A 19,153-nucleotide genomic window follows, 5' to 3' on the forward strand; every position below is an offset into this window, starting at 1 on the left:
CGCGCGAAGTACCCGCGTTTTAAGAACCGCAGCTCCCGGCAGACCGCGCACTACACCCGCTCGGCGTTCCGCATGAAGAACGGCGAGTTGTACATAGCCAAGACCACTACGGCGCTGCGGTTCGTGTGGTCCTTCGAGGACGTGGATCTGGCCGTGCTGAACCCCACCATGGTCGTCATCTCCCGAGATACGGACGGGCGCTGGTACGTGACATTCGCCGTCGACACCGACGCCCCCGACCCCCTGGAGAGCGCCGGGCACGCCATCGGCATCGATCTCGGGATCAAGGACTTCGCGGTGACCAGCGACGGGGATCGGATCGCCAATCCCCGGCATTTGGAGCGCAAGGCCCGCAACCTCGCCCGCTACCAGCGGCGCATGGCCCGCTGCCAGCGCGGGAGCATGAACCGGCGTAAGGCCAAGGCCAAGGTCGCCCGCGCCCACCGCAAGGTCCGCAACGGCCGGAACGACTTCCTGCACCGAACCAGCACCAACCTCGTGCGCAGGGCCGACACCATCGTGATCGAAGACCTCACGGTTAAGAACATGGTGAAGAACCGCAGGCTGGCGCGGGCGATCAGCGATGCGGGGTGGGGTGAGTTCCGCAGGCAACTGGAGTACAAGGCCGAACGCGCCGGGCGCACCCTGGTCGTGATCGATCGCTGGTATCCCTCCTCCAAGACCTGCTCGGTCTGCGGGCACCTGCTCGCGGCGCTGAGTCTTTCCACCCGGCACTGGACGTGTCCGGGCTGCCGCACCCGGCACGACCGGGACATCAACGCGGCCAAGAACATCCTTGCGGCTGGTCGAGCCGTAGCCGGGGGAACCCCTGGTGATGCCTGTGGAGCTGGTGTAAGACGGCAAGGGTCCTCCCTTCCGCAGTCGGTGCTGAACCAGGAAACCCGCACCGTGAGGCGCCCGGCCTAGGCCGGATCGGCCGCAAGGCCGATGGGACTCCCCCTTCCTTCAGGAGAGGGAGAAGTCAAATCACCGCCCCGATCTGCCAGGGCGCGAACTCTTCGTCGCCGGGGCCGAGCTCCTCGCCCGCCGTCCGGCGGCCCGAGGCGACCTCCAGCACCAACCGGAAGATCCGCTCGCCCATCATCGCGGCCTCCCCGGCCGTGACGTCAAGGTCCATGTCCTCGGTCATCGCGCGGTAGGCCTCCCGCGTCGCGGCCAGGTTCAGGCCGGGCACCGGCCGGCAGCCGTCCGCGGGGCCGCCGCCGGTCGTGACGCACATGACGGTCGCCCCGCCCGCGACCTGCCCGGTCGCGGACACGGCGACCTGCCCGGGAGTGTCCATGAAGACGAGCCCGCGCTCGGTCACGGGCTCGGCGTACTCGTAGACCGCGGTCAGCGGTGACGTGCCGCCCTTCGCCACCGCCCGCTCCGGCGCGTCCGGCTCGCTCGGCGACGGGAGGCCGACCTGTCTCTCCCACCAGTGGATCCGGTCGGCCAGCCGCTCTGCCACCGCCGGTGCGGCGGCGCGGCGCGTCAGCAGGTGCTCGGCGCCGTGCGTCTGCGGCGTGCCGGCCAGAACGGCGGTGCCGCCGTGCCGGACGAGCAGGTCGGCCGCCGCGCCGAGCGCCGGGTTCGCGGGCCCGCCCGTACCGGTGTCGGCCAGGCCGAGCACGAGTTCGGAGACGGGCACCGGCGTGCGCTCGACTCGGTCCGCCTCGGGCAGCAGCTCACGGACCACCTCGACGCCGTGCCGTACGGTCGCCGCCGTGCCGCCCATCTCCTGAATCGTCATCGTCGGCGTGCCCTCGGGCAGGTCGAACCCGGTGAGCTGGGCCACCTCGCAGCCGAGCCCGACCACGAGCAGGGCCGCGAAGTTCGGGTGCCGGGCGTAGCCGTTCAGGGTGCGCCGCAGCAGCCGGATGCCGTCGCCGTCGGCGGCCATCCCGCAGCCCGTGCCGTGCGTGAGGGCCACGACGCCGTCGACGTTCGGGAACTCCTCCGCGAGGGCCGCCGACCGGCTCGCGATCATCTTCGCGACCGTCGCGGAACAGTTCACCGACGTGAGGATGCCGATGTGGTTCCGGGTACCGACCCGCCCGTCCGGACGGACGATCCCCTCGAAGCCCACCGGCGCGGCCTCGCCGGACTCTTGCTCCCGCGGGCCCGCACCGGCCCGCGCCACCGCGACATCCTCACGCCGAGCCTTCATCTCGTCAGCCGTTCTGCACCCAGGCGTGCTCGGGGTCGAGGTAGGGGATCATCCGCCGGCCCTCGCCGGCCATGAACCACAGGTAGCACATCGAGTAACCCGGGGCGGCGACGACCGGGTGGTAGCCGGCCGGGATCGCGGCGACGTCGCCGTCGCGGACGGTGAAGCACTCCTCGCCCTCGCCGTCGTAGCGGATCTGCACGCCGAAGCCGTTCCCCGGCTCGAACTTGAACAGGTAGACCTCCTCGAGCCTGACCTCGCGAGGCGGCTCGTGGGTGTCGTGCTTGTGCGGCGGGTAGCTCGACCAGTTCCCCGGCGGGTTGATCGTCTCCCCGAACAGCATCCGCCCGGCGTCGTCGCCCGGGCCGAGCACCGTCCGGACCGTACGGGACCAGTTGCCCTCACCGCGCTCGTCGACCTGCTGGTCGTCCGGGCCGATGATCCGCGCCCGGCCGGGCGTGCCGTCGCCCAGCGGGGCGCTCGCGATGACGATCTGCGCCGGGCCGCCGGTCGCCCGGAACGTCAGCGCGTGTCCCGGCGGGGCGTACACCGTGTGGCCTGGCCCGTCGAACACGCCGCTCCGGCCGCCGGCCGTGCCCAGCCCGTCGACGTCGACGACGCCCGTGAGGACCACCGCGACGATCTCCTCCTCGCGGTTCAGCTCCAGGGTCTCGCCCTCGGCCAGGTCGGCCAGGTCGAGGCCGATCAGCTCGGTGTCCTTGCCCGGTGTCAGCAGGGTCTTCAATCTCTCTCCTTGATCTGGGTGACCAGCTGGGTGGGGTTGACGAAGCGCAGTGCCGCGACGAGCAGCACGAGCATGGACAGGGTGTAGATGACCGCCATCGCGTCGATCTCCTGCTGCGCGCGGATGCCCGCCGCCGAGACCGAGTAGTACAGCGCGACGACGAGGGTCTGGCTGTCGGCCCCGGCGGTGAGGAAGGTCAGCTCGAACATGCCGACCGTTCGCACGAGGACGAGGATGGCCGCGGCGAGCATGCCGGGGATGAGCAGCGGGCCGAGGATCCGCGTGAAGATCACCCAGGTCTTGGCGCCGCACATGCGGGCCGCCGCCTCGATCTTCGGGTCGATCTGCTCGATGAACGGCGTCATCACCAGGATGACGAACGGCACCGCCGGCACCAGGTTGGCCAGGATCACGCCGCTCAGCTTCCCGGCCAGGTGGAACTTGTACAGCACGGTGGCCAGCGGCACGCCGTACGTGATCGGCGGGATGAGGATCGGCAGCAGGAACGCCACCATGAGCACCCGCTTGCCGGGGAAATTCCGGCGGGCCAGCGTGTACGCGGCGGGGACCCCGACGATGACCGAGATCACGACGACCGCGATCGCGACCTCCAGCGTCACCGTGAGGACGCTCCCGAGGTCGAACTCCTTCCACGTCGCGCCGTACCAGTGGCTCGTCCAGCCCTTCGGCAGCCAGCCGCCGAACCACTTGGTGCCGAACGAGTTCACGACGACCGCGCCGACGATGCCGACCAGGATGAGCAGGAAGAAGACGACCGCGCCCCAGACGATCCAGGCCCCGGGCCGCAGCACGACCCGCCGTGGTGGCCTCTCCTCCGTGACGGGCGGCCGGGCTTCGGTGAGAGTGGTCATCCCTTGCCTCCTGTCGCTCCGCGGTACAGGCGGGCGCGCCAGCCGAGCACGAGGCCGATCACGATCAGCTCGACGGCGCCCATGATCATCGCGATGGCCGAGGCCATGGAGTAGTCGTACTGCTCGAAGGCGGCGTGGAACGCGGCGATGGAGATCACCCGCGTCTGCCGCGCGGGCTCACCGACCATGATCGCCGACGGGAACACCGAGAAGGCCAGCACGAACGACAGGCAGAACGTGATGGCCAGACCCGGCGCCAGCAGCGGCAGCGTGATGGTCCGGAACCGCTGCCACCAGCCCGCCCCCAGCGTCGCCGCCGCACGCTCCAGCGTCGGGTCGATCCCGGTGAGGTACGACAGCGTGAGCAGGAAGGCGAAGGGGAAGCCGGTGATGACGAGCGAGAAGACGACGCCCCAGTAGTTGTGCGTGAGGCGCACCGGCTGGTCGACGATCCCGATGTCCATGAGGATCCGGTTGAGCCAGCCCGTCGGCCCCATGAACGCGAGCAGGCCCTCGGCGGTGAGCACCGTGCCGAGCGTGATCGGAACGACGAGGATCGTCGTGACCGTGCGCTTACCGCGGAACCTGCCCCGCATCCGGTACGCGATCGGCACCGAGGCCAGGACGTTGAACAGCGCCGCCGGCAGCCCGATCTTCAGGGTCGTCCAGATCGTGTCGCGGAGGTAGGCGTCGCCGAAGAAGTCCCGGTAGTCGGCGAACGGCCCGGAGCCGTACCTGCTCACCGCCTCCGAGCCGGGCTGCGGCTGGAACGACAGCTGCAGCCCGTACACGAAGGGGTAGATGAACAGCGCGACGACGAAGACGACCGCGGGCAGCAGGAGCAGCAGCGTACGGTCGACGCCGCGCTCGGCGAGCCGGTGCCGCAGCGCGATCCGCGGCTGGGCGACCGTCGCCACCTACGCCACCTCCTCGGGCGCCGCCGGGCTCTCGGCGGCGTACACCAGCACCCGCTCCGGCGGCACCGACACCGTCACCCGGTCGCCGGGCGCCAGGCGCGTCCCGGCCCGCAGGTGCAGCTCGACGCCGTCGTCCGTACGGGCCTGGATGGCCTGCTCGCGGCCCTGGTACTCCACGACCTCGACGGTGACCTCGGTAGCGTTCGGGCCGGTGCCGACCGTGAAGTCCTCGGGCCGGATCGCGGCGACCGCCCGCTCGCCGAGGTCGTCGCGCCGGACGCCGGTGAGCCCGCCGTCCCCGAGGCCACCGAGCACGACCGTCTTCTCGTTGACCTGCGTCACCGGCAGCTCGAGCTCGTTGCGGTAGCCCATGAAGCCGGCGACGAACCGGTTGGCCGGCTCGGTGTAGACCTGCTCGGGCGAGCCGATCTGCTGCACCTTGCCCTGGCGCAGCAGGACGAGCCGGTCGGCCAGAGAAAGCGCTTCCTCTTGGTCGTGCGTGACGTAGATGGTGGTCAGGCCGAGCGTCTGGTGGATGCGCTTGATCTCGGTGCGCATCTCCAGCCGCAGCTTGGCGTCGAGGTTCGACAGCGGCTCGTCCATCAGCACCAGCGGCGGCTCCAGGACGATGGCGCGCGCGATCGCGACGCGCTGCTGCTGGCCGCCGGACAGCTGCCCGGGGAACTTGTCGGCGTGGTCGGTGAGCTGGACGAGGTTGAGGGCCTCCTCGACGCGGCGGCGCGCGTCGGCCTTGGGGACCTTCGCCATGCGCAGGCCGAAGCCGATGTTGCCGCGCACCGACATGTGCGGGAACAGCGCGTAGTTCTGGAACACCATGCCGAACCCGCGCTGCTCCGGCGGCAGGCCGTCGATCCGGCGGTCGTCGAGCGAGATCGCGCCGCCGGTCAGCGGCAGCAGCCCGGCCAGGCAGTTCAGGGCGGTCGACTTGCCGCAACCGGAGGGGCCGAGCAGGGCCACGAACTCGCCGCCGGTGATGGTCAGGTCGAGCCCGTCGAGGGCGCGCACACCCCCGAACTCACGGGTGACGTGGTCGAGCCGCAGCTCGGAGATCTTGGTCTGGCTCACTTCCGCTCCTCGCCGGTGCCGCGCCGGTTCGACGCCCGGCTCACTTGTGCACCTTGCCGCCGCCGACGGTCCGGTCCCACTGGTCGAAGGCCGTGGTCTGCTGCTCGGCGGGCAGCGACGTCTCCATGGGGAACTGGGTGATCCACTTGTCGTACTCGGGGCGGCCGAACTGCTGGATCACCTGCTGCGACTTGGGCGGGGCCATGGAGATCGTGACGCCGTTGACCGCCGGGCCCGGGTAGAAGTAGCCGGTGTCGTACGCCTTGGCCTGCTGCTGGGGAGTGAGCATCCACTTGATCAGCTGGATGTCCGCGGAGAGGACGTCGGCGGAGACTCCGCGCGGGATGACGGCGTACTGCGCGTCGGTCACCCAGTGCATGCCCTTGAGGTAGGAGACCTTGACGCCCGGCGGCACCTGGCCGAGCGCCCGCGGGTTGATGTCCCAGCCGGTCATGGTGGCGACGATGTCGGCCGACCCGTTGGCCAGGTTGGTCATCACCTCCGACGTCTTGGACGGGTAGTAGTCGACGTACTTGCCGAGGTCCTGCAGGTAGGCCCAGGTCTTGGTCCAGCCGGCCTTCGGGTCCTTGGGGTTGCTGTCGCCGAGGAGGTACGGCAGGCCCATCAGGAACGTACGGCCGGGGCCGGAGTTCGCGGGCCGGGCGTACTGGAACTTCTTCGGGTGCGCCTTGGCCCAGGCGAGCAGTTCCTGGGTCGTCGTCGGCGGGTTGGGGACCTTCTGCGGGTTGTACTCGATGAGCGGGCCGGCGGGGCTGTACACGAGCTCCATGCCGTGCCCCTGCGCCAGCTCCTGCATCTTGGCCGCCGGCGCCTGGTAGTTCGGGTTGCCGATGCGGCTCGAGTAGTCGTCGGTCTTGACCCACAGGTTCTGGTCGATGCCGGCGGACAGGCCGTCGGTGCCGGTGAGGACCAGGCCGATCTGCACCTGACCGGCGCTCTGCTGCGCCTTGATCTTGCCGGGCAGCTCCGGGGCCGTGGCCTTCGTGTAGGTGACCTTCTTGATCACCTTGGAGTGCGTCTTGACGAACTCGTCGATCATCCCCTGGGTGAGCTGCAGGTTGCCCGCGACGTCGATGATGTTGAGGGTCACCGGGTTCTTCGGGTTGTCGGGCACCTTGTCGGGGGTGACGTCCTTGGCCCCGCCCCCCGAGTTCGGCGAACCGCAGGCGCTCGCCACGAGGACGAACGCCGTCGCGAGGCACCACTTCTTAGCGCGCATGAGGGATCTTTCCTTCCGGTCACGATCGGGCGGCAACGCCGGTCGAGGCCCGCACGATCAACTGGCAGTCGAGTTCCCGGCGGAGATCCCCCGCTTCGGCGCCGGAGACGGTCAGGAGGTTCACGAGCAGGTCGACGGCGGCGCGGCCGGCCCGTTCGTTCTGCATGGCGACGGTGGTCAGCGGCGGGGTGGCCATGCCCGCCATCGGGATGTCGTCGAAGCCGACGACGCTCATCTCCCCGGGCACCGAGACACCCCGGTCGGCCAGCCGCGACATCACCCCCAGTGCCAGCAGGTCGTTGAAGGCGATGATCGCGGTGACGCCCTCGGCGATCGCCAGGTCGGCCGCGTGCGGCCCGGCCTCGAAGCGCGGGGCGAACGGCCCCAGCTCCACGATCTCCATGTCGTGCCGGGCACTGTGGCGCAGGCCGCGCCGGCGCTCCCGGTTCGACCAGGACGCCTTCGGGCCGTTCAGGAACGCGACCCGGCGGTGCCCGAGCGCCGCGAGATGATCGATGGCCTGGCGCATCCCGCCGGCCGCGCCCATCAGCACGGTCGGATGGTCGCGCACCTGGCGGTTGATGAAGACGAGGGACGTCGTCCCCACCACGCGTTCGAGCTGGCTCGGTGACATCCGCGACGAGCAGAGGATCACGCCGTCGACCTGTTTGGCCATGGCCTGAACGAGGGCGATCTCCTCGGTGGCGTTCTCGTCGCAGTCCGCGAGGAAGACGGCGTAGTCCGCCTCGCGGGCCCGGGCCTGGACGCCCTTCAGCACGGTGGGGAAGAACGGGTTGGACAGATCAGGAACGATCACGCCGAAGTTTCCGGTCTTGCCGGTGATCAGTCCCCGGGCGGCGCGGTTCGGGCGGTAGCCCAGCCGCTCCGCGGTGTGGAGCACGTGCTGCCGGGTCTCGTCCTTGACCAGGTCGGGAACCGTGAAGGCCCGGGAGACGGTGGAAACCGAAACTCCCGCCTCACGGGCGACGTCCTGGATGGTCACCGGCACCGCGACTCCTTGGGGTGGGTCGGATGCATGAAACTCTGCAATCCTTTGCAGAGTCGGTCAATGTAACTTTCCGGACATAAAGCCGTAACCGGGTCAGTGACCTGCGAGTGACCGCGACAGCGACCTACGGATGGCCGTATCACCGACCTACGGATGGCCGTATCAGTGACCTGCGGATGGCCGTATCAGTGACCTGCGAGTAGCGCCCGCGTGTTGTCCCAGCCCTCCAGGCCGGGGTCGAGGAGGGAGACGTCGGCGGGCGTGCGCAGCCGGTGCCAGCCCGGCGCGGAGCGTACGGCGCCCTGGGTGCCGGCGGCGGCGCGCAGCCGGGCGGGGGCGTCAGAAGTGTCCAAACCGATCCCGGCGAGCCAGGACGGCGCCGGCAGCCGGGCCGCCAGCGCGACCAGCCCGCCACCCGCCGCCGGGCAGACGGCGACCTGCCCGCTGCCGAGGGCGCGGAACAGTTTTCCGAGAAGCAGGGCCGGCAGATCCGGCGCGTCGGGCGCGACGACGGCCGCCTGCTCGGCGCCGAGATCGTGCAGGGCGCGCAGCAGCGCCTCGAGCCCGGAGACACGGAGAACGGGCGTGCCCGGCCAGGTCACGGCCTCCGCCGCCGGATCGGGGGCGGTCAACGCGAGCACGGGCGTGACGAACTCCAGCCCGGCGACGACCTCGTAGGTGTCCTCCAGCAGGGCGAGCCGGTATTCGTCGGGGTCGATGCCGGGAGGCGCCGCGGCGTCCGTACCGGCCAGGACGACGGCGAACCGGTCCGTCACGTGCCGGAGTCCCCGTCCAGGGCCAGGTCTCCGTCGAAACCCCGTCCTGCGTCGCCGGCCTCGGCGAGCCGGTCGCGCGGCGGATCGCCGTCCATCAGCGGCAGTCCGGCCGTGGCGGCCACTCCCTCGAGGTAACCGCGCGCCCGCTCGGTCCGGGGATAGCGGTTGACCAGCTTCCAGAACGGCGGACCGTGCCCGGGGACGATCAGGTGGGCCAGCTCGTGCAGCAGGACGTAGTCGACGACCCAGCCCGGCATCCCCCGCAGCTGCGCCGACAGCCGGATGGTGCCGTCGTCCGGGGTGCACGAGCCCCAGCGGCTCCGCTGGTTGGTCACCCAGCGGACGCTGGCGGGGACGGCCCGGTCGTCGAGGTAGCGCCGCGACAGCTCACGCGCGCGGTCGAAGAGCGCATCGTCGTTCGGATGCCTGCGGCGCTCGCGAGCGGCCAGGCGTTTGAGGACAGTGTCGATCCATTCGCGCTCTTCGGCGGCACTCAGGCCGGCTGGCACCATCACGACGGTCTTGTCGCCGTCTCGGCGTGCGGTGATGGTCCGCCGGCGCCGGGCGCTGCGACGCACCTCGATCTCGCCAGTGGGGGGCACGCTAAGCACCGTACCGAAAACTTCGTTTTCTCCACAGGGGGTGGGTCACGTTTTCGCTGGTAGGGGCGGCGTAATTTCGGGATCCCCAGGCTCATCCACAGGCTTTGCGCAGGTTTTCCACAGGCTCGGAGTGTCCTGGCCGGTAGCCTGTGGAGCCGGGTTACCGGCGCCCCCGCACAGCCGGACCCGACGTGAGAAAGCACACACTTACCCGTTTGTGCTGGTCACCACCCCTCACGTACGACCGGCCGGGCAGACGGCGCGAGATGCCCCGCCTGCCGATGTGGTACGCACGCCGTGCCTCGCCGAGAATAGGGTGACGTGCGGAGCGAACCGGCATTGCACGGCCGCCTCGCGGATGCGCTGAGAGCAGGTACTCAATGAGCGATCTCCCCCGCCGCGCTGTGACGCGGACCGCCAAACTGGCGTCCCTCCCCATCGGCTTCGCCGGGCGGACCGCCCTCGGGTTCGGCAAACGGACGATCGGCCGCCCCGCCGAGCTCGTCGCCACCGAGATCCAGCAGCGCACCGCCGAGCAGCTGTTCAAGGTGCTCGGCGAGCTCAAGGGCGGCGCGATGAAGTTCGGCCAGATGCTGTCGATCTTCGAGGCCGCGCTGCCGCCCGAGATCGCCAGCCCCTACCGGGCCACCCTGACCAAGCTCCAGGAGGCCGCCCCGCCGCTGCCCGCCGCGACCGTGCACCGGGTGCTGGCCGAGGAGTTGGGCCCGGACTGGCGCGACGACTTCGCCGAGTTCGACGACCGGCCGGCCGCGGCCGCCTCCATCGGCCAGGTGCACAAGGCCGTCTGGCACGACGGCCGCACCGTCGCCGTCAAGGTGCAGTACCCCGGAGCGGGCAAGGCGCTGCTCAGCGACTTCAACCAGCTGGCCCGGCTCAGCAAGCTGTTCGCGGTCCTCGCGCCGGGACTGGACGTCAAGGCGATGCTGGCCGAGCTGAAACGACGGATCGCCGAGGAGCTCGACTACACGATCGAGGCGGAGTCGCAGGCGACCTTCGCCGAGGCGTACGCCGACGACCCCGACTTCCTCATCCCCGACGTCGTGGCCCAATCCGGCCACGTGCTCGTCACCGAGTGGATCGACGGCACGCCGCTGTCGGCGATCATCAGCGACGGCACGCAGGAGCAGCGCGACCACGCGGGCCTGCTGTACTGCCGGTTCCTGTTCTCCGGGCCCGCGCGCTGCGGCCTGCTGCACGCCGACCCGCACCCCGGCAACTTCCGGCTGCTCGACGACGGCCGGCTCGGCGTCATCGACTTCGGCGCCGTCGACCGGCTGCCCGGCGGCTTCCACCGGCGGATCGGCGTCCTCATGCGCATCGGCACGATCGGCGACGTCGACCAGATCGTCAAGGCCCTCCGTGAAGAGGACTTCATCCGCGAGGGCGTCGAGGTCGACCCCGAGTCGCTGCACGCCTTCATCGCCCCGATCGCCGAGCCGCTGATCGAGGACACCTTCAAGTTCAGCCGGGAGTGGCTGCGCCAAGAGGCCGCCCGCGTCGCGGACCTGCGCCCGACCAACGTCGTCCGCCAGCTCAACCTGCCGCCGTCGTACGTGCTGATCCACCGTGTGGTGGCCGCCGGCACGGGAGTGCTGTGCCAGCTCGAGGCCGAGGGAAGGTTCCGCGACGAGGCGCTGACCTGGGTGCCCGGCTTCGCCGACGACGACCCGGACCTCGACGACGAGGACGGCGAGGAGATCGCGAGCTGAGGGCTCGGCCTACCAGTAGACGGGGTCGAGACGACCCTCGATCGAGCGGATGTTGTCCCGGCTGCAGCGATCGCACAGGTAGCGCGGGCCCCGCTCGGTCACCTCGGTCATCCATCCCAGTGGCGCCTCGGCGGTGGCTCCGCACGATGAACAGCTGACCATCCCCCATGCCCCCTCAATCGGTTCTCTCTACAGGATCCCTGATCCGGGAGGCGCGCGAAAGCCGAACGCGCCGTCCGAGAGCCACGCCACACTCCGCGTGACGAGACGACGACGGGCCCCCGGCCGTGATGGTGCCGGGGGCCCGTTCTTCTTCGGAAGGCGCGTCAGCCTCTTCGGGAGGCGGTCAGCGCGTGGTCAGGAGGCGCCGGAGGCGGACCGCGGTCGCCTCGTCGCGCCGGGCCCTGCGCATGGCGCGGACATGGGCGACGTCGCGGCGGCGCGTGGCCTCACGCTCGGCGTCCCGTATTCGCTCCTGGGACAGTTCGATGCTGAGCAAGCTCATCTGCTGCTCTTTCTCCGTATCTATGCGAGGTTTTGGTCGGAGTGTCATGCCGCCACCACGGCGTCCTTGCGCGGGCGGCCACGCGGCCGCTTGCGGGGAACGACGACGCCCCGTACGAACAGCTCCCCACCCCAGACGCCCCAGGGCTCCCGGCGCTCCTTGGCACCGGCGAGGCAGGCGCGCCGGATCGGGCACTCGGCGCACAGCGCCTTGGCCAGCTCGACGTCCTGCGGCGACTCGGCGAAGAACAGCTCAGGCTCGGTCCGGCAGGGAAGATCAAGGTTCTCGCTGATCGCGGTGAACGCGAGTTCCAAGGTCTCCACCCCTCTCTTGATGTGGTCTCGTTGGCTCGGACGGTTCTGGCCAAACAAAAAGGCCGCGGTTCCCGGTTGGGATCCGCGGCCTGGAGGCCTGCTCGGAGCTATTGCTCCGGTGGTCTCCAGGGGTACGGACCCACTGCGGCGCGCTTACGGGCAGCGCCCTTGACCTGGGCATTCGTCTGGGTAGCCGGGAACATCCCAAGGACATGCCACGCCTGCAGATCCACGCCGCCAGGCCGCACACGTCCGGATTCGACGGACGCATAGCGGATCGACTCAAGACTCGGCAGGGACGCGGCGGCAACGGTGGAACCGCTGGGGGACACCATCGCCGGACGTGCGCAGGCGGCGGCCCAAGTCGAAGAAATCAACGTGTTCCTCACCGGACTGCCACCTCCACTCATCCGTCGGGGCTCCGCGAAGCGGAGCCGTTCAAGTGCTCGCGAGAAGCGTACGATCGCCCGCGGGATCGGGGCAACGTATTTTCTACCTGCGACTTCTTATTTTTTCTGGCGCCGTCCCGGCCGCCACTCCGCGTTGCCGGGCGGCCTCGTAGAGGAACACCGTCGCGGCGGAGGCGGCGTTGAGCGAGCTCGCCGCTCCCACGATCGGGATCCGGACGACGTCGTCGCAGGCCGCGGCCCAAGTGCCGCTCATGCCGCGGGTCTCGTTGCCGATGACGAGCAGCACCGGACCCCGCAGGTCGTGATCGCCGACGTCGACGGTGCCGGTCTCGTCCGTCCCGACGACGCGCAGCCCGCTCTCCCGCGCCCACTCGATCACGGGACGGGGCGCGGGGACCCGTACGACCGGCAGGGCGAACAGCGAACCGGTGCTGGCGCGCACGGACTTCGGATCGTACGGGTCGGCGGCGTGGCCGGTCACGATGACGCCGGCGGCGCCGAACGCGTCGGCGGAGCGGACGACGGTGCCGATGTTGCCGGGCTCGGCGGCCCGGTCGAAGACGAGGACCGGGCCCTCCGGCGTGATGCGCTCCAGGTCGTCCGGCGGCAGCGCCGCGACCGCGACGAGCTCCGCGTCCTCCTTGCCGGCCAGCTCGTCCAGCAGCGCCGGCGCCATCTCGACGCGCTCGGCGGACGTCTCGTCCAGCGTCCGCTCCGCCCAGGACGACAGCCGCCGTCCCTGGGCGTACAGCAGGGCGCGGATCGGCCATCCATGCTCGACGGCGAGCGTGATCGGCCGGACGCCCTGCACCAGGAACTCCCCGGACCGCTGCCGCTTCGTCCGATTGGTGAGCAGCGCCGCCCACTGCTGAAACCGCGCGTTCCGCGTCGTGATCCGCATCAGAAGGCAACCGTACGCCAACGGTCGCGGGGACCGCTCCCGACCTCACTCCCTGAGCCTCACCGCCCGATACCGGCTCAGTTCACCGGCCGCTCACGGTGACCGGCCGACCCCCGCCGCCGCTGCCGTGAGACGTCGCGCGACTCCCTCTCTGACCGGGCTGATCAGGTCACTCCGGACACGCGACCATTGTCAGGAGTCGGTGACGCGGACGAGGCCCTCTTGGACGACGGAGACGACCAGTTCGCCGTCCTGGGTGAAGACCTGGCCGCGGGCGAGACCCCGGGCGCCGGAGGCGTTCGGGGTGTCCTGGGCGTACAGCAGCCACCGGTCGGCGCGGAACGGCCGGTGGAACCACATCGCGTGGTCCAGGCTCGCGCCCATCGTCCTGCGGTCGCCCCAGGCCAGACCGTGGTTGAGCAGCACGGTGTCCAGCAGCGTCATGTCCGAGGCGTACGTCATCAGGCAGACGTGCAGCAGCGGGTCGTCGGGCAGCTCGCCCGCCACGCGGAGCCAGACCAGCGACTCGGGGCCCATCAGCTCCGGGTCGCGGGCGGCCTCCCAGGTCAGCGGCGTCACGTGCCGCAGGTCGATCGGCCGCTTGCGCAGGAACTCGTTGTCGAGCTTGCCGAACAGCCGCTCCATCCGCTCCTGGAACGTCGGCAGCGACTCCGGCTCGGGCACCTCCGGCATCGATGCCTGGTGCGACGGGCCGTCCTCGACGATCTGGAATGACGCCGACAGGGTGAAAATGGTCTTGCCGTGCTGGACCGCGGTGACGCGGCGGGTGGTGAACGACCGGCCGTCGCGGACCCGCTCGACGCTGTAGACGATCGGCACGCTCGGGTCGCCGGGGCGGATGAAGTAGGCGTGCAGCGAGTGCACGTGACGGTCGTCGGGGACGGTACGGCCGGCGGCGACCAGCGCCTGGCCGGCGACCTGCCCGCCGAACACCCGCTGCTGGCGCTCCTCCGGGCTGCGCCCGCGGAAGATGTTGACCTCGATCTGCTCGAGGTCGAGCAGGTCGAGCAGCTCCTTCAGCGCGGCGTTCATCGCTTCCTACTCCTCTTCCGGCATCTCGCCCCGGCACAGGGCGAGCACCGCCGAACCGTATCGGTCCAGTTTGACGGCCCCGACTCCGGGGATGGCGGCCAACTCCGACTCGGTGGCGGGGGCGTGCTCGGCGATGGCCTGCAGGGTGGCGTCGGTGAAGACGACGTAGGCGGGGACCTTCTGCTCCTTGGACGCCGTCAGGCGCCACTCCTTCATGCGGGTGAGGAGGTCCTCATCGAAGTCGGCCGGGCAGGTCTCACAGCGGCCCAGCTTGCGCTCGATCGCGGCGGTCAGCGGGCGCCCGCAGACCCGGCACGGCTGCGGTCCCGTGGCCGGGGCACGGCGCTTCGACCGGTCGACGCGGGGTGGACCGGCGCTCTGCGGAGCGAGGCCGTCGAGGAAGCGGGACCGGCGGCGTCCCTTGCGGCCACCCGGCGACCGGGCGAGCGCCCAGGACAGGGCGAGGTGCTCGCGTGCCCGCGTCACGCCGACGTACAGTAGCCTGCGCTCCTCCTCGATCTGCTCGGGGCTCTTCTCCGCGTAGATGATCGGCAGCGTGCCCTCGACCAGGCCGGCGAGGAACACCGCGTCCCACTCCAGGCCCTTCGCGGTGTGCAGGGTGGCCAGCGTCACGCCCTCCAGCGCCGGGGCGTGCTGGGCGTTCGCGCGCTCCTCGAGCTCGGCGACGAACTCCGGCAGGCCGGCGCCCGGCCGGTCGGCGGCGACGTCCTCGGCGAGCTGCGCCAGCGCGGCGAGGGACTCCCAGCGCTCTCGCGCCGCGCCGCGTCCCTCCGGCGGCCGGTCGGTGAGCCCGGCGGAGGCCAGCACGTCGCGCACGGCGCGGACGAGGGGCTCACCGTCGTTCACGGACCGGGCGGCACCGCGCAGGAGCACCACCGCCTGGCGGACCTCGGCGCGTTCGAAGAACCGCTCCGCGCCCTTGAGGACGTACGGCACGCCGGCGTCGGCGAACGCCTGCTCGTACGGCTCGGACTGGGCGTTGATGCGGAACAGCACCGCGATCTCGCGGGCGGGCACGCCCTCCTCGATGAGCGCCCGCGCCCGCTTGGCGACGGCCTCGGCCTCGGCGACCTCGTCGTCGTACTCGTGGAAGGTCGGCTCCGGGCCGTCGGGCCGCTGCGCGATCAGCTCCAGGCGGTGCTTGCGCGCCTCTCCCCGCGCCTGCGCCAGCACGCCGTTGGCGAGGTGCACCACCTGCGGCGTCGACCGGTAGTCGCGGACCAGCTTGACGACCTTCGCCTCGGGGTGCTCGACCGTGAACCGCAGGAGGTACGCGGGGCTGGCGCCGGTGAAGGAGTAGATCGTCTGGTTCGGGTCGCCGACGACGCAGATCTCGTCGCGCTCGCCCAGCCAGACGTCCAGCAGGAGCTTCTGCAGCGGGTTGACGTCCTGGAACTCGTCGACGACGAAGTAGCGGTACTGGTCGCGCACCTGGTTCGCGACCTCCTGATGCTCGGTGAGCATCGCGGCGGTCAGCTCCAGCATGCCCTCGAAGTCGAGCAGGTTGCGCTCGCGGCGCAGCTCCTCGTACGCCTCGTAGAGCCGCGCGAAGTCCGGCGCCTCGGTGGGCGGGGTGCGCCCGGCCTTGGCCGCCGAGGCCGGATAGTCCTCCGGCCTGGTCTGGGTGACCTTCGCCCACTCGATCTCGGCGGCGGCGTCGCGCAGCTCCGTACGGCCGAGGGACAGGCGCAAGGCCCGCGCCGCCTCCATGACCAGGCCGAACTTCGACTCGATGAGCGTGGGCGGCTCCCCGCCGATCACCTTCGGCCAGAAGTAGGAGAGCTGTTTGAGCGCCGCCGAGTGGAACGTACGGGCCTGCACACCCGGCGCGCCGAGCTGCCGCAGCCGCCCGCGCAGCTCGCCGGCGGCGCGGGCGGTGAAGGTCACGGCCAGCACCCGCTGCGGGGCGATGACGCCGGTCAGCACCGCGTATGCGATCCGGTGGGTGATCGCGCGGGTCTTGCCGGTGCCCGCACCGGCCAGCACGCACACCGGCCCCCGGGTCGCCTCGGCGACCGCGCGCTGGTCCGGGTCCAGCCCGGCGAGGATCTGCTCGGCCTCCATCGCCCCTCCTGTCACTCCCTTCCATCCTCCCAGGCCCGGCACCCGGCCGTGGCCGTCCCGGAGCTTCGGGAATGCGGTTCGGGGGCCGGGCGTTGGCAATGCTGATCGCCGTCGACCCAGGACAAGGAGAGCCATGACCGCGCCCGCGACGGGTGAGCTGACGATGTACACCACCACTTGGTGCGCCTTCTGCCGTCGGCTCAAGGCTCAGCTGGCCCGTGAGGGCATCCACATGGTCGAGGTCGACATCGAGCGGGACCCGGCGGCCGCCGAGTTCGTCATGAAGGTCAACGGCGGAAATCAGACGGTTCCGACCGTGGTCTTTCCCGACGGCACGGCGGTGACCAACCCGTCGGCCAAGGAGGTCAAGAAGCGCCTCGCCGCCATCGCCGCGCTCTGAGCCGCTCAGCTCAGAGGTCCAGCAGCCGGCCGAGGTTTCCGCCGAGGACCAGGTCCCGCACCTGTCCGGGGGCGGTGACGCGTTCGACGGTGACGCGCGCGAGCACCGGGTCGCCGTACGGCGCGTCCGAGCCGAAGAGCGTGCGCTCGGGAAGCTCCTGGACGGCCAGTCGTACGGCGAAGACGATGTGCGCGGTGGACAGCTCCAGGTACATGTTCGGCGTCTCCCGTGCCAGTTCGATCGCCGTCATCCAGTTGAGCCCGCCGAGCTGGCTCACGATCAACGGCACCGAGGGATGGCGTGCCGCCAGCCGGGCGAGCGTGTGCAGGTCCTCCGCCGTCGTCGGGGCGAACCCGTGCACGACGACGGGCAGGTCGCCGTGGTCGTGCGCCGCGGCGAGCACCGGCTCCACCCGGGCGGCCTCGCCGGGAGGTGGGGTGAGCTCCCCGATGCCGAGCAGCCCGCGCCCCGCGACCTCCCGCTCGACGAACGCGCCGATCTCATCCTCGGGAAGATTCAGCGGCACGGAGCCGAAACCGATGAACCGGTCCGGGTGGGCGGCCAGTGCGTCGTCCAGCTCCCGCCACGCCGTGGCGTAACCGTCGCCGCCCGTGCCGCGTCCGTCCAGGGCCCGCTCGAGCACGCTCATCTCCCGGCGGAGCGAGTCCAGGTCGGTGGCCCGCTCGGGGTGCGGCCGGGTGGGGAAGAGCACCGTACGGTCCACTCCCGCGTCATCCAGTAGGCGAAGGTGTCCTTCCACTGGGTCGTGCACGTGACTGTGGGCGTCGATGATCAATATCGGCCTCCTTCCGACGCCGGCCGCCGGAATGCGGCCGACGCGCCCACTGTTGCCCCCTGACACAGTTGGAAGGTCAAGCCGGAGGGACGGGCACCGTGCTCATCGGGGAGCTGGCCGCGCGGACCGGGACGAGCGAGCGCCTGCTCCGCTACTACGAGCGGGTGGGGCTGCTCCGCCCGGAGCGCGAGCCGAACGGCTACCGCGTCTACGACGAGACGGCCGTCGAGACGGTCGAGCGGATACGGGCGCTGCTGGCGGCGGGGCTGCCGACCCGCGTCATCCGCCAGATCCTCCCCTGCACCACCGCCGAGACCGCCGTCGCCCCGTGTCCCGGCGTCCTGAACGCCATGCGGGAGCAGCTGGACGCCCTCGACCGGCGTTCCGCCGAGATCGCCGCCGCGCGGAGCCTGCTGAGCCGGACGATCGCCGCGACCGAGGCCTCGCTCGGCGATCCGGGCGAGCGCCCGGTGACGACCGCGAGCTGACACCCGAGACGGTGCTCTCAGCGCCGGGGCGTGGACAGGCCGGTGATGACGACCTTTCCGACGGGGCGGTCCTCGACCAGGTGGCGCAGCGCCTCTCCCACCGCCTCGAGCGGATAGATCGAGTCGATGACCGGGCTGATCCGCCCGGCTACCAGCAGTTCGGTGATCTCGATCCAGGCGGCTCTCGACCGCGCGGACGTCGCGGCGCGCAGCGAGAACCCGTGGAGCGTGGTGCGGCGCTCGATGATCTCGTGGAGCGGCAGTTCGGTACTGCAGCCGCCCGAACAGCCGACCAGGACCAGGTGACCGCCGGGCGCCATGGCCGCCGCGATCTGCGCGGTCACGGGACCGCCGACGCCGTCGACGGCCACGTCGACGCCGGCGGCGAACCCGTCGCCGAGCCCGTCCCGCAGCCGGTCCTGCTCCAGGTCGACGACCTCGATCCCCCGGGCCCACGGCGCCGCGCGGATCGCCTTCGCCTTGGCCGTCGTTCCCACACCGCCTGCGACGGCGGCCGCCCCGAGCGCGCGCGCCAGCTGGACCGTCGCGTTGCCTACGCTGCCGCCGACGCCCGGCGCGAAGACGGACCTACCGGCTTCGAAGGCGCCCGTCCGCAGGGCGAGCAGACCGGTGAGGTACGCGATCGGGACGGCCGCCGCCACCTCATCGGACACGCTGACCGGGATGGCGGCCAGGTTCCGGGCCGGCACCACGGCGAACTCCGCCATCGTCCCGTCGGCGGTGACGCCGCCGTCCCCGGCGAAGAACATCACCCGCGTGCCGGCCGGCCAGCGCCCACCGGGGTCGGCGACGACGAGGCCGGCGCCCTCACTGCCCAGCGTGAGCGGCAGCAGCCCCACCGTGGACGGGCCGCCCGCCGCCACGGAGTGGTCCAGCCGCGTCACGCCCGCCGCGGTGATCTGGACGAGGACCTCGCCCGGGCCGGGGGCCGGTATCTCCACCTGCTCGATCCGCACATCCGTCGTGTGCGCGGTGATCGGATAAGCGCGCGCCGCCTTCACGTGAGTCGTCCCCCCCGAAAGTCCCTCATACC

General features: G+C 71.1%; 20 protein-coding genes. 4 read left to right on the forward strand and 16 right to left on the reverse strand.

Annotated elements, in window-relative coordinates; genetic code table 11:
• The coding region (locus tag AB0I04_RS52300; protein ID WP_360903527.1) for an RNA-guided endonuclease TnpB family protein at nt 1-927 on the forward strand (927 nt) is incomplete at its 5' end.
• A 55-nt stretch (nt 928-982) separates the two neighbouring features.
• Here the strand turns inward: AB0I04_RS52300 and AB0I04_RS52305 are convergent.
• From AB0I04_RS52305 to AB0I04_RS52345, 9 genes are all read right to left on the reverse strand, one after another.
• Entirely contained in the window at nt 983-2,170 is a 1,188-nt protein-coding gene (locus AB0I04_RS52305; RefSeq protein WP_360903530.1) for a UxaA family hydrolase, read from the reverse strand.
• A 4-nt stretch (nt 2,171-2,174) separates the two neighbouring features.
• Nucleotides 2,175-2,915, reverse strand: a complete 741-nt coding sequence (locus AB0I04_RS52310) for a 5-deoxy-glucuronate isomerase (RefSeq protein WP_360903533.1) — start codon at nt 2,913-2,915, stop codon at nt 2,175-2,177.
• Nucleotides 2,912-3,787: an ABC transporter permease gene (locus AB0I04_RS52315; protein ID WP_360903536.1), complete on the reverse strand. Its 876-nt coding sequence runs from the start codon at nt 3,785-3,787 to the stop codon at nt 2,912-2,914. Before AB0I04_RS52315 ends, AB0I04_RS52310 begins: the two co-directional genes overlap by 4 nt.
• The gene (locus tag AB0I04_RS52320; protein ID WP_360903539.1) at nt 3,784-4,704 is read right to left on the reverse strand and encodes a sugar ABC transporter permease; all 921 of its coding nucleotides are present in this window, start codon (nt 4,702-4,704) and stop codon (nt 3,784-3,786) included. The genes AB0I04_RS52315 and AB0I04_RS52320 overlap by 4 nt, the downstream gene beginning before the upstream one ends.
• A complete protein-coding gene (locus tag AB0I04_RS52325; protein ID WP_360903542.1) occupies nt 4,705-5,790 on the reverse strand; it encodes an ABC transporter ATP-binding protein in 1,086 nt (361 codons plus the stop codon).
• Nucleotides 5,791-5,830: 40 nt separating this feature from the next.
• On the reverse strand, nt 5,831-7,030 hold the full coding sequence (locus tag AB0I04_RS52330; RefSeq protein ID WP_360903545.1) for an extracellular solute-binding protein: 1,200 nt from the start codon (nt 7,028-7,030) through the stop codon (nt 5,831-5,833).
• A gap of 19 nt (nt 7,031-7,049) precedes the next feature.
• The gene (locus AB0I04_RS52335) at nt 7,050-8,039 is read right to left on the reverse strand and encodes a LacI family DNA-binding transcriptional regulator (RefSeq protein ID WP_360903548.1); all 990 of its coding nucleotides are present in this window, start codon (nt 8,037-8,039) and stop codon (nt 7,050-7,052) included.
• Nucleotides 8,040-8,224: 185 nt separating this feature from the next.
• On the reverse strand, nt 8,225-8,815 hold the full coding sequence (locus tag AB0I04_RS52340; RefSeq protein ID WP_360903551.1) for a hypothetical protein: 591 nt from the start codon (nt 8,813-8,815) through the stop codon (nt 8,225-8,227).
• On the reverse strand, nt 8,812-9,363 hold the full coding sequence (locus AB0I04_RS52345) for a M48 family metallopeptidase (protein WP_360903623.1): 552 nt from the start codon (nt 9,361-9,363) through the stop codon (nt 8,812-8,814). Before AB0I04_RS52345 ends, AB0I04_RS52340 begins: the two co-directional genes overlap by 4 nt.
• 434 nt (nt 9,364-9,797) lie before the next feature.
• On the opposite strand from AB0I04_RS52345, the gene AB0I04_RS52350 reads away from it, so the two are divergent.
• A complete protein-coding gene (locus AB0I04_RS52350) occupies nt 9,798-11,147 on the forward strand; it encodes an AarF/ABC1/UbiB kinase family protein (protein ID WP_360903554.1) in 1,350 nt (449 codons plus the stop codon).
• 346 nt (nt 11,148-11,493) lie between these two features.
• Here the strand turns inward: AB0I04_RS52350 and AB0I04_RS52355 are convergent, their stop codons facing one another.
• The 5 genes from AB0I04_RS52355 to AB0I04_RS52375 all read right to left on the reverse strand — a co-directional run bounded on the left by AB0I04_RS52355 (nt 11,494) and on the right by AB0I04_RS52375 (nt 16,415).
• Nucleotides 11,494-11,652, reverse strand: coding sequence for a hypothetical protein (locus tag AB0I04_RS52355; protein ID WP_360903557.1), 159 nt, complete (start codon nt 11,650-11,652; stop codon nt 11,494-11,496).
• A gap of 44 nt (nt 11,653-11,696) precedes the next feature.
• The gene (locus tag AB0I04_RS52360; protein ID WP_289851122.1) at nt 11,697-11,966 is read right to left on the reverse strand and encodes a WhiB family transcriptional regulator; all 270 of its coding nucleotides are present in this window, start codon (nt 11,964-11,966) and stop codon (nt 11,697-11,699) included.
• Between the two features lie 492 nt (nt 11,967-12,458).
• Entirely contained in the window at nt 12,459-13,277 is an 819-nt protein-coding gene (locus tag AB0I04_RS52365) for a TrmH family RNA methyltransferase (protein WP_360903560.1), read from the reverse strand.
• Between the two features lie 192 nt (nt 13,278-13,469).
• Nucleotides 13,470-14,330 carry an acyl-CoA thioesterase II gene (tesB, locus tag AB0I04_RS52370; RefSeq protein ID WP_360903563.1) on the reverse strand — a complete coding sequence of 287 codons (861 nt, stop codon included), beginning with the start codon at nt 14,328-14,330 and terminating at the stop codon, nt 13,470-13,472.
• A 6-nt stretch (nt 14,331-14,336) separates the two neighbouring features.
• Entirely contained in the window at nt 14,337-16,415 is a 2,079-nt protein-coding gene (locus tag AB0I04_RS52375; protein ID WP_360903566.1) for an ATP-dependent DNA helicase UvrD2, read from the reverse strand.
• Nucleotides 16,416-16,548: 133 nt separating this feature from the next.
• On the opposite strand from AB0I04_RS52375, the gene AB0I04_RS52380 reads away from it, so the two are divergent.
• Nucleotides 16,549-16,815 carry a mycoredoxin gene (locus AB0I04_RS52380; RefSeq protein WP_360903569.1) on the forward strand — a complete coding sequence of 89 codons (267 nt, stop codon included), beginning with the start codon at nt 16,549-16,551 and terminating at the stop codon, nt 16,813-16,815.
• A 10-nt stretch (nt 16,816-16,825) separates the two neighbouring features.
• Here AB0I04_RS52380 and AB0I04_RS52385 read toward each other — a convergent pair whose 3' ends face one another.
• On the reverse strand, nt 16,826-17,611 hold the full coding sequence (locus tag AB0I04_RS52385; RefSeq protein WP_360903572.1) for an amidohydrolase family protein: 786 nt from the start codon (nt 17,609-17,611) through the stop codon (nt 16,826-16,828).
• A 98-nt stretch (nt 17,612-17,709) separates the two neighbouring features.
• On the opposite strand from AB0I04_RS52385, the gene AB0I04_RS52390 reads away from it, so the two are divergent.
• On the forward strand, nt 17,710-18,099 hold the full coding sequence (locus tag AB0I04_RS52390; RefSeq protein WP_360903575.1) for a MerR family transcriptional regulator: 390 nt from the start codon (nt 17,710-17,712) through the stop codon (nt 18,097-18,099).
• A gap of 17 nt (nt 18,100-18,116) precedes the next feature.
• Here AB0I04_RS52390 and AB0I04_RS52395 read toward each other — a convergent pair whose 3' ends face one another.
• The gene (locus tag AB0I04_RS52395; protein ID WP_360903578.1) at nt 18,117-19,121 is read right to left on the reverse strand and encodes a zinc-binding alcohol dehydrogenase family protein; all 1,005 of its coding nucleotides are present in this window, start codon (nt 19,119-19,121) and stop codon (nt 18,117-18,119) included.
• Between the last annotated feature and the right edge of the window lie 32 nt (nt 19,122-19,153).

The organism is Actinoallomurus sp. NPDC050550 (genome assembly GCF_040655075.1).
In the GTDB taxonomy this organism is placed as follows: domain Bacteria; phylum Actinomycetota; class Actinomycetes; order Streptosporangiales; family Streptosporangiaceae; genus Actinoallomurus.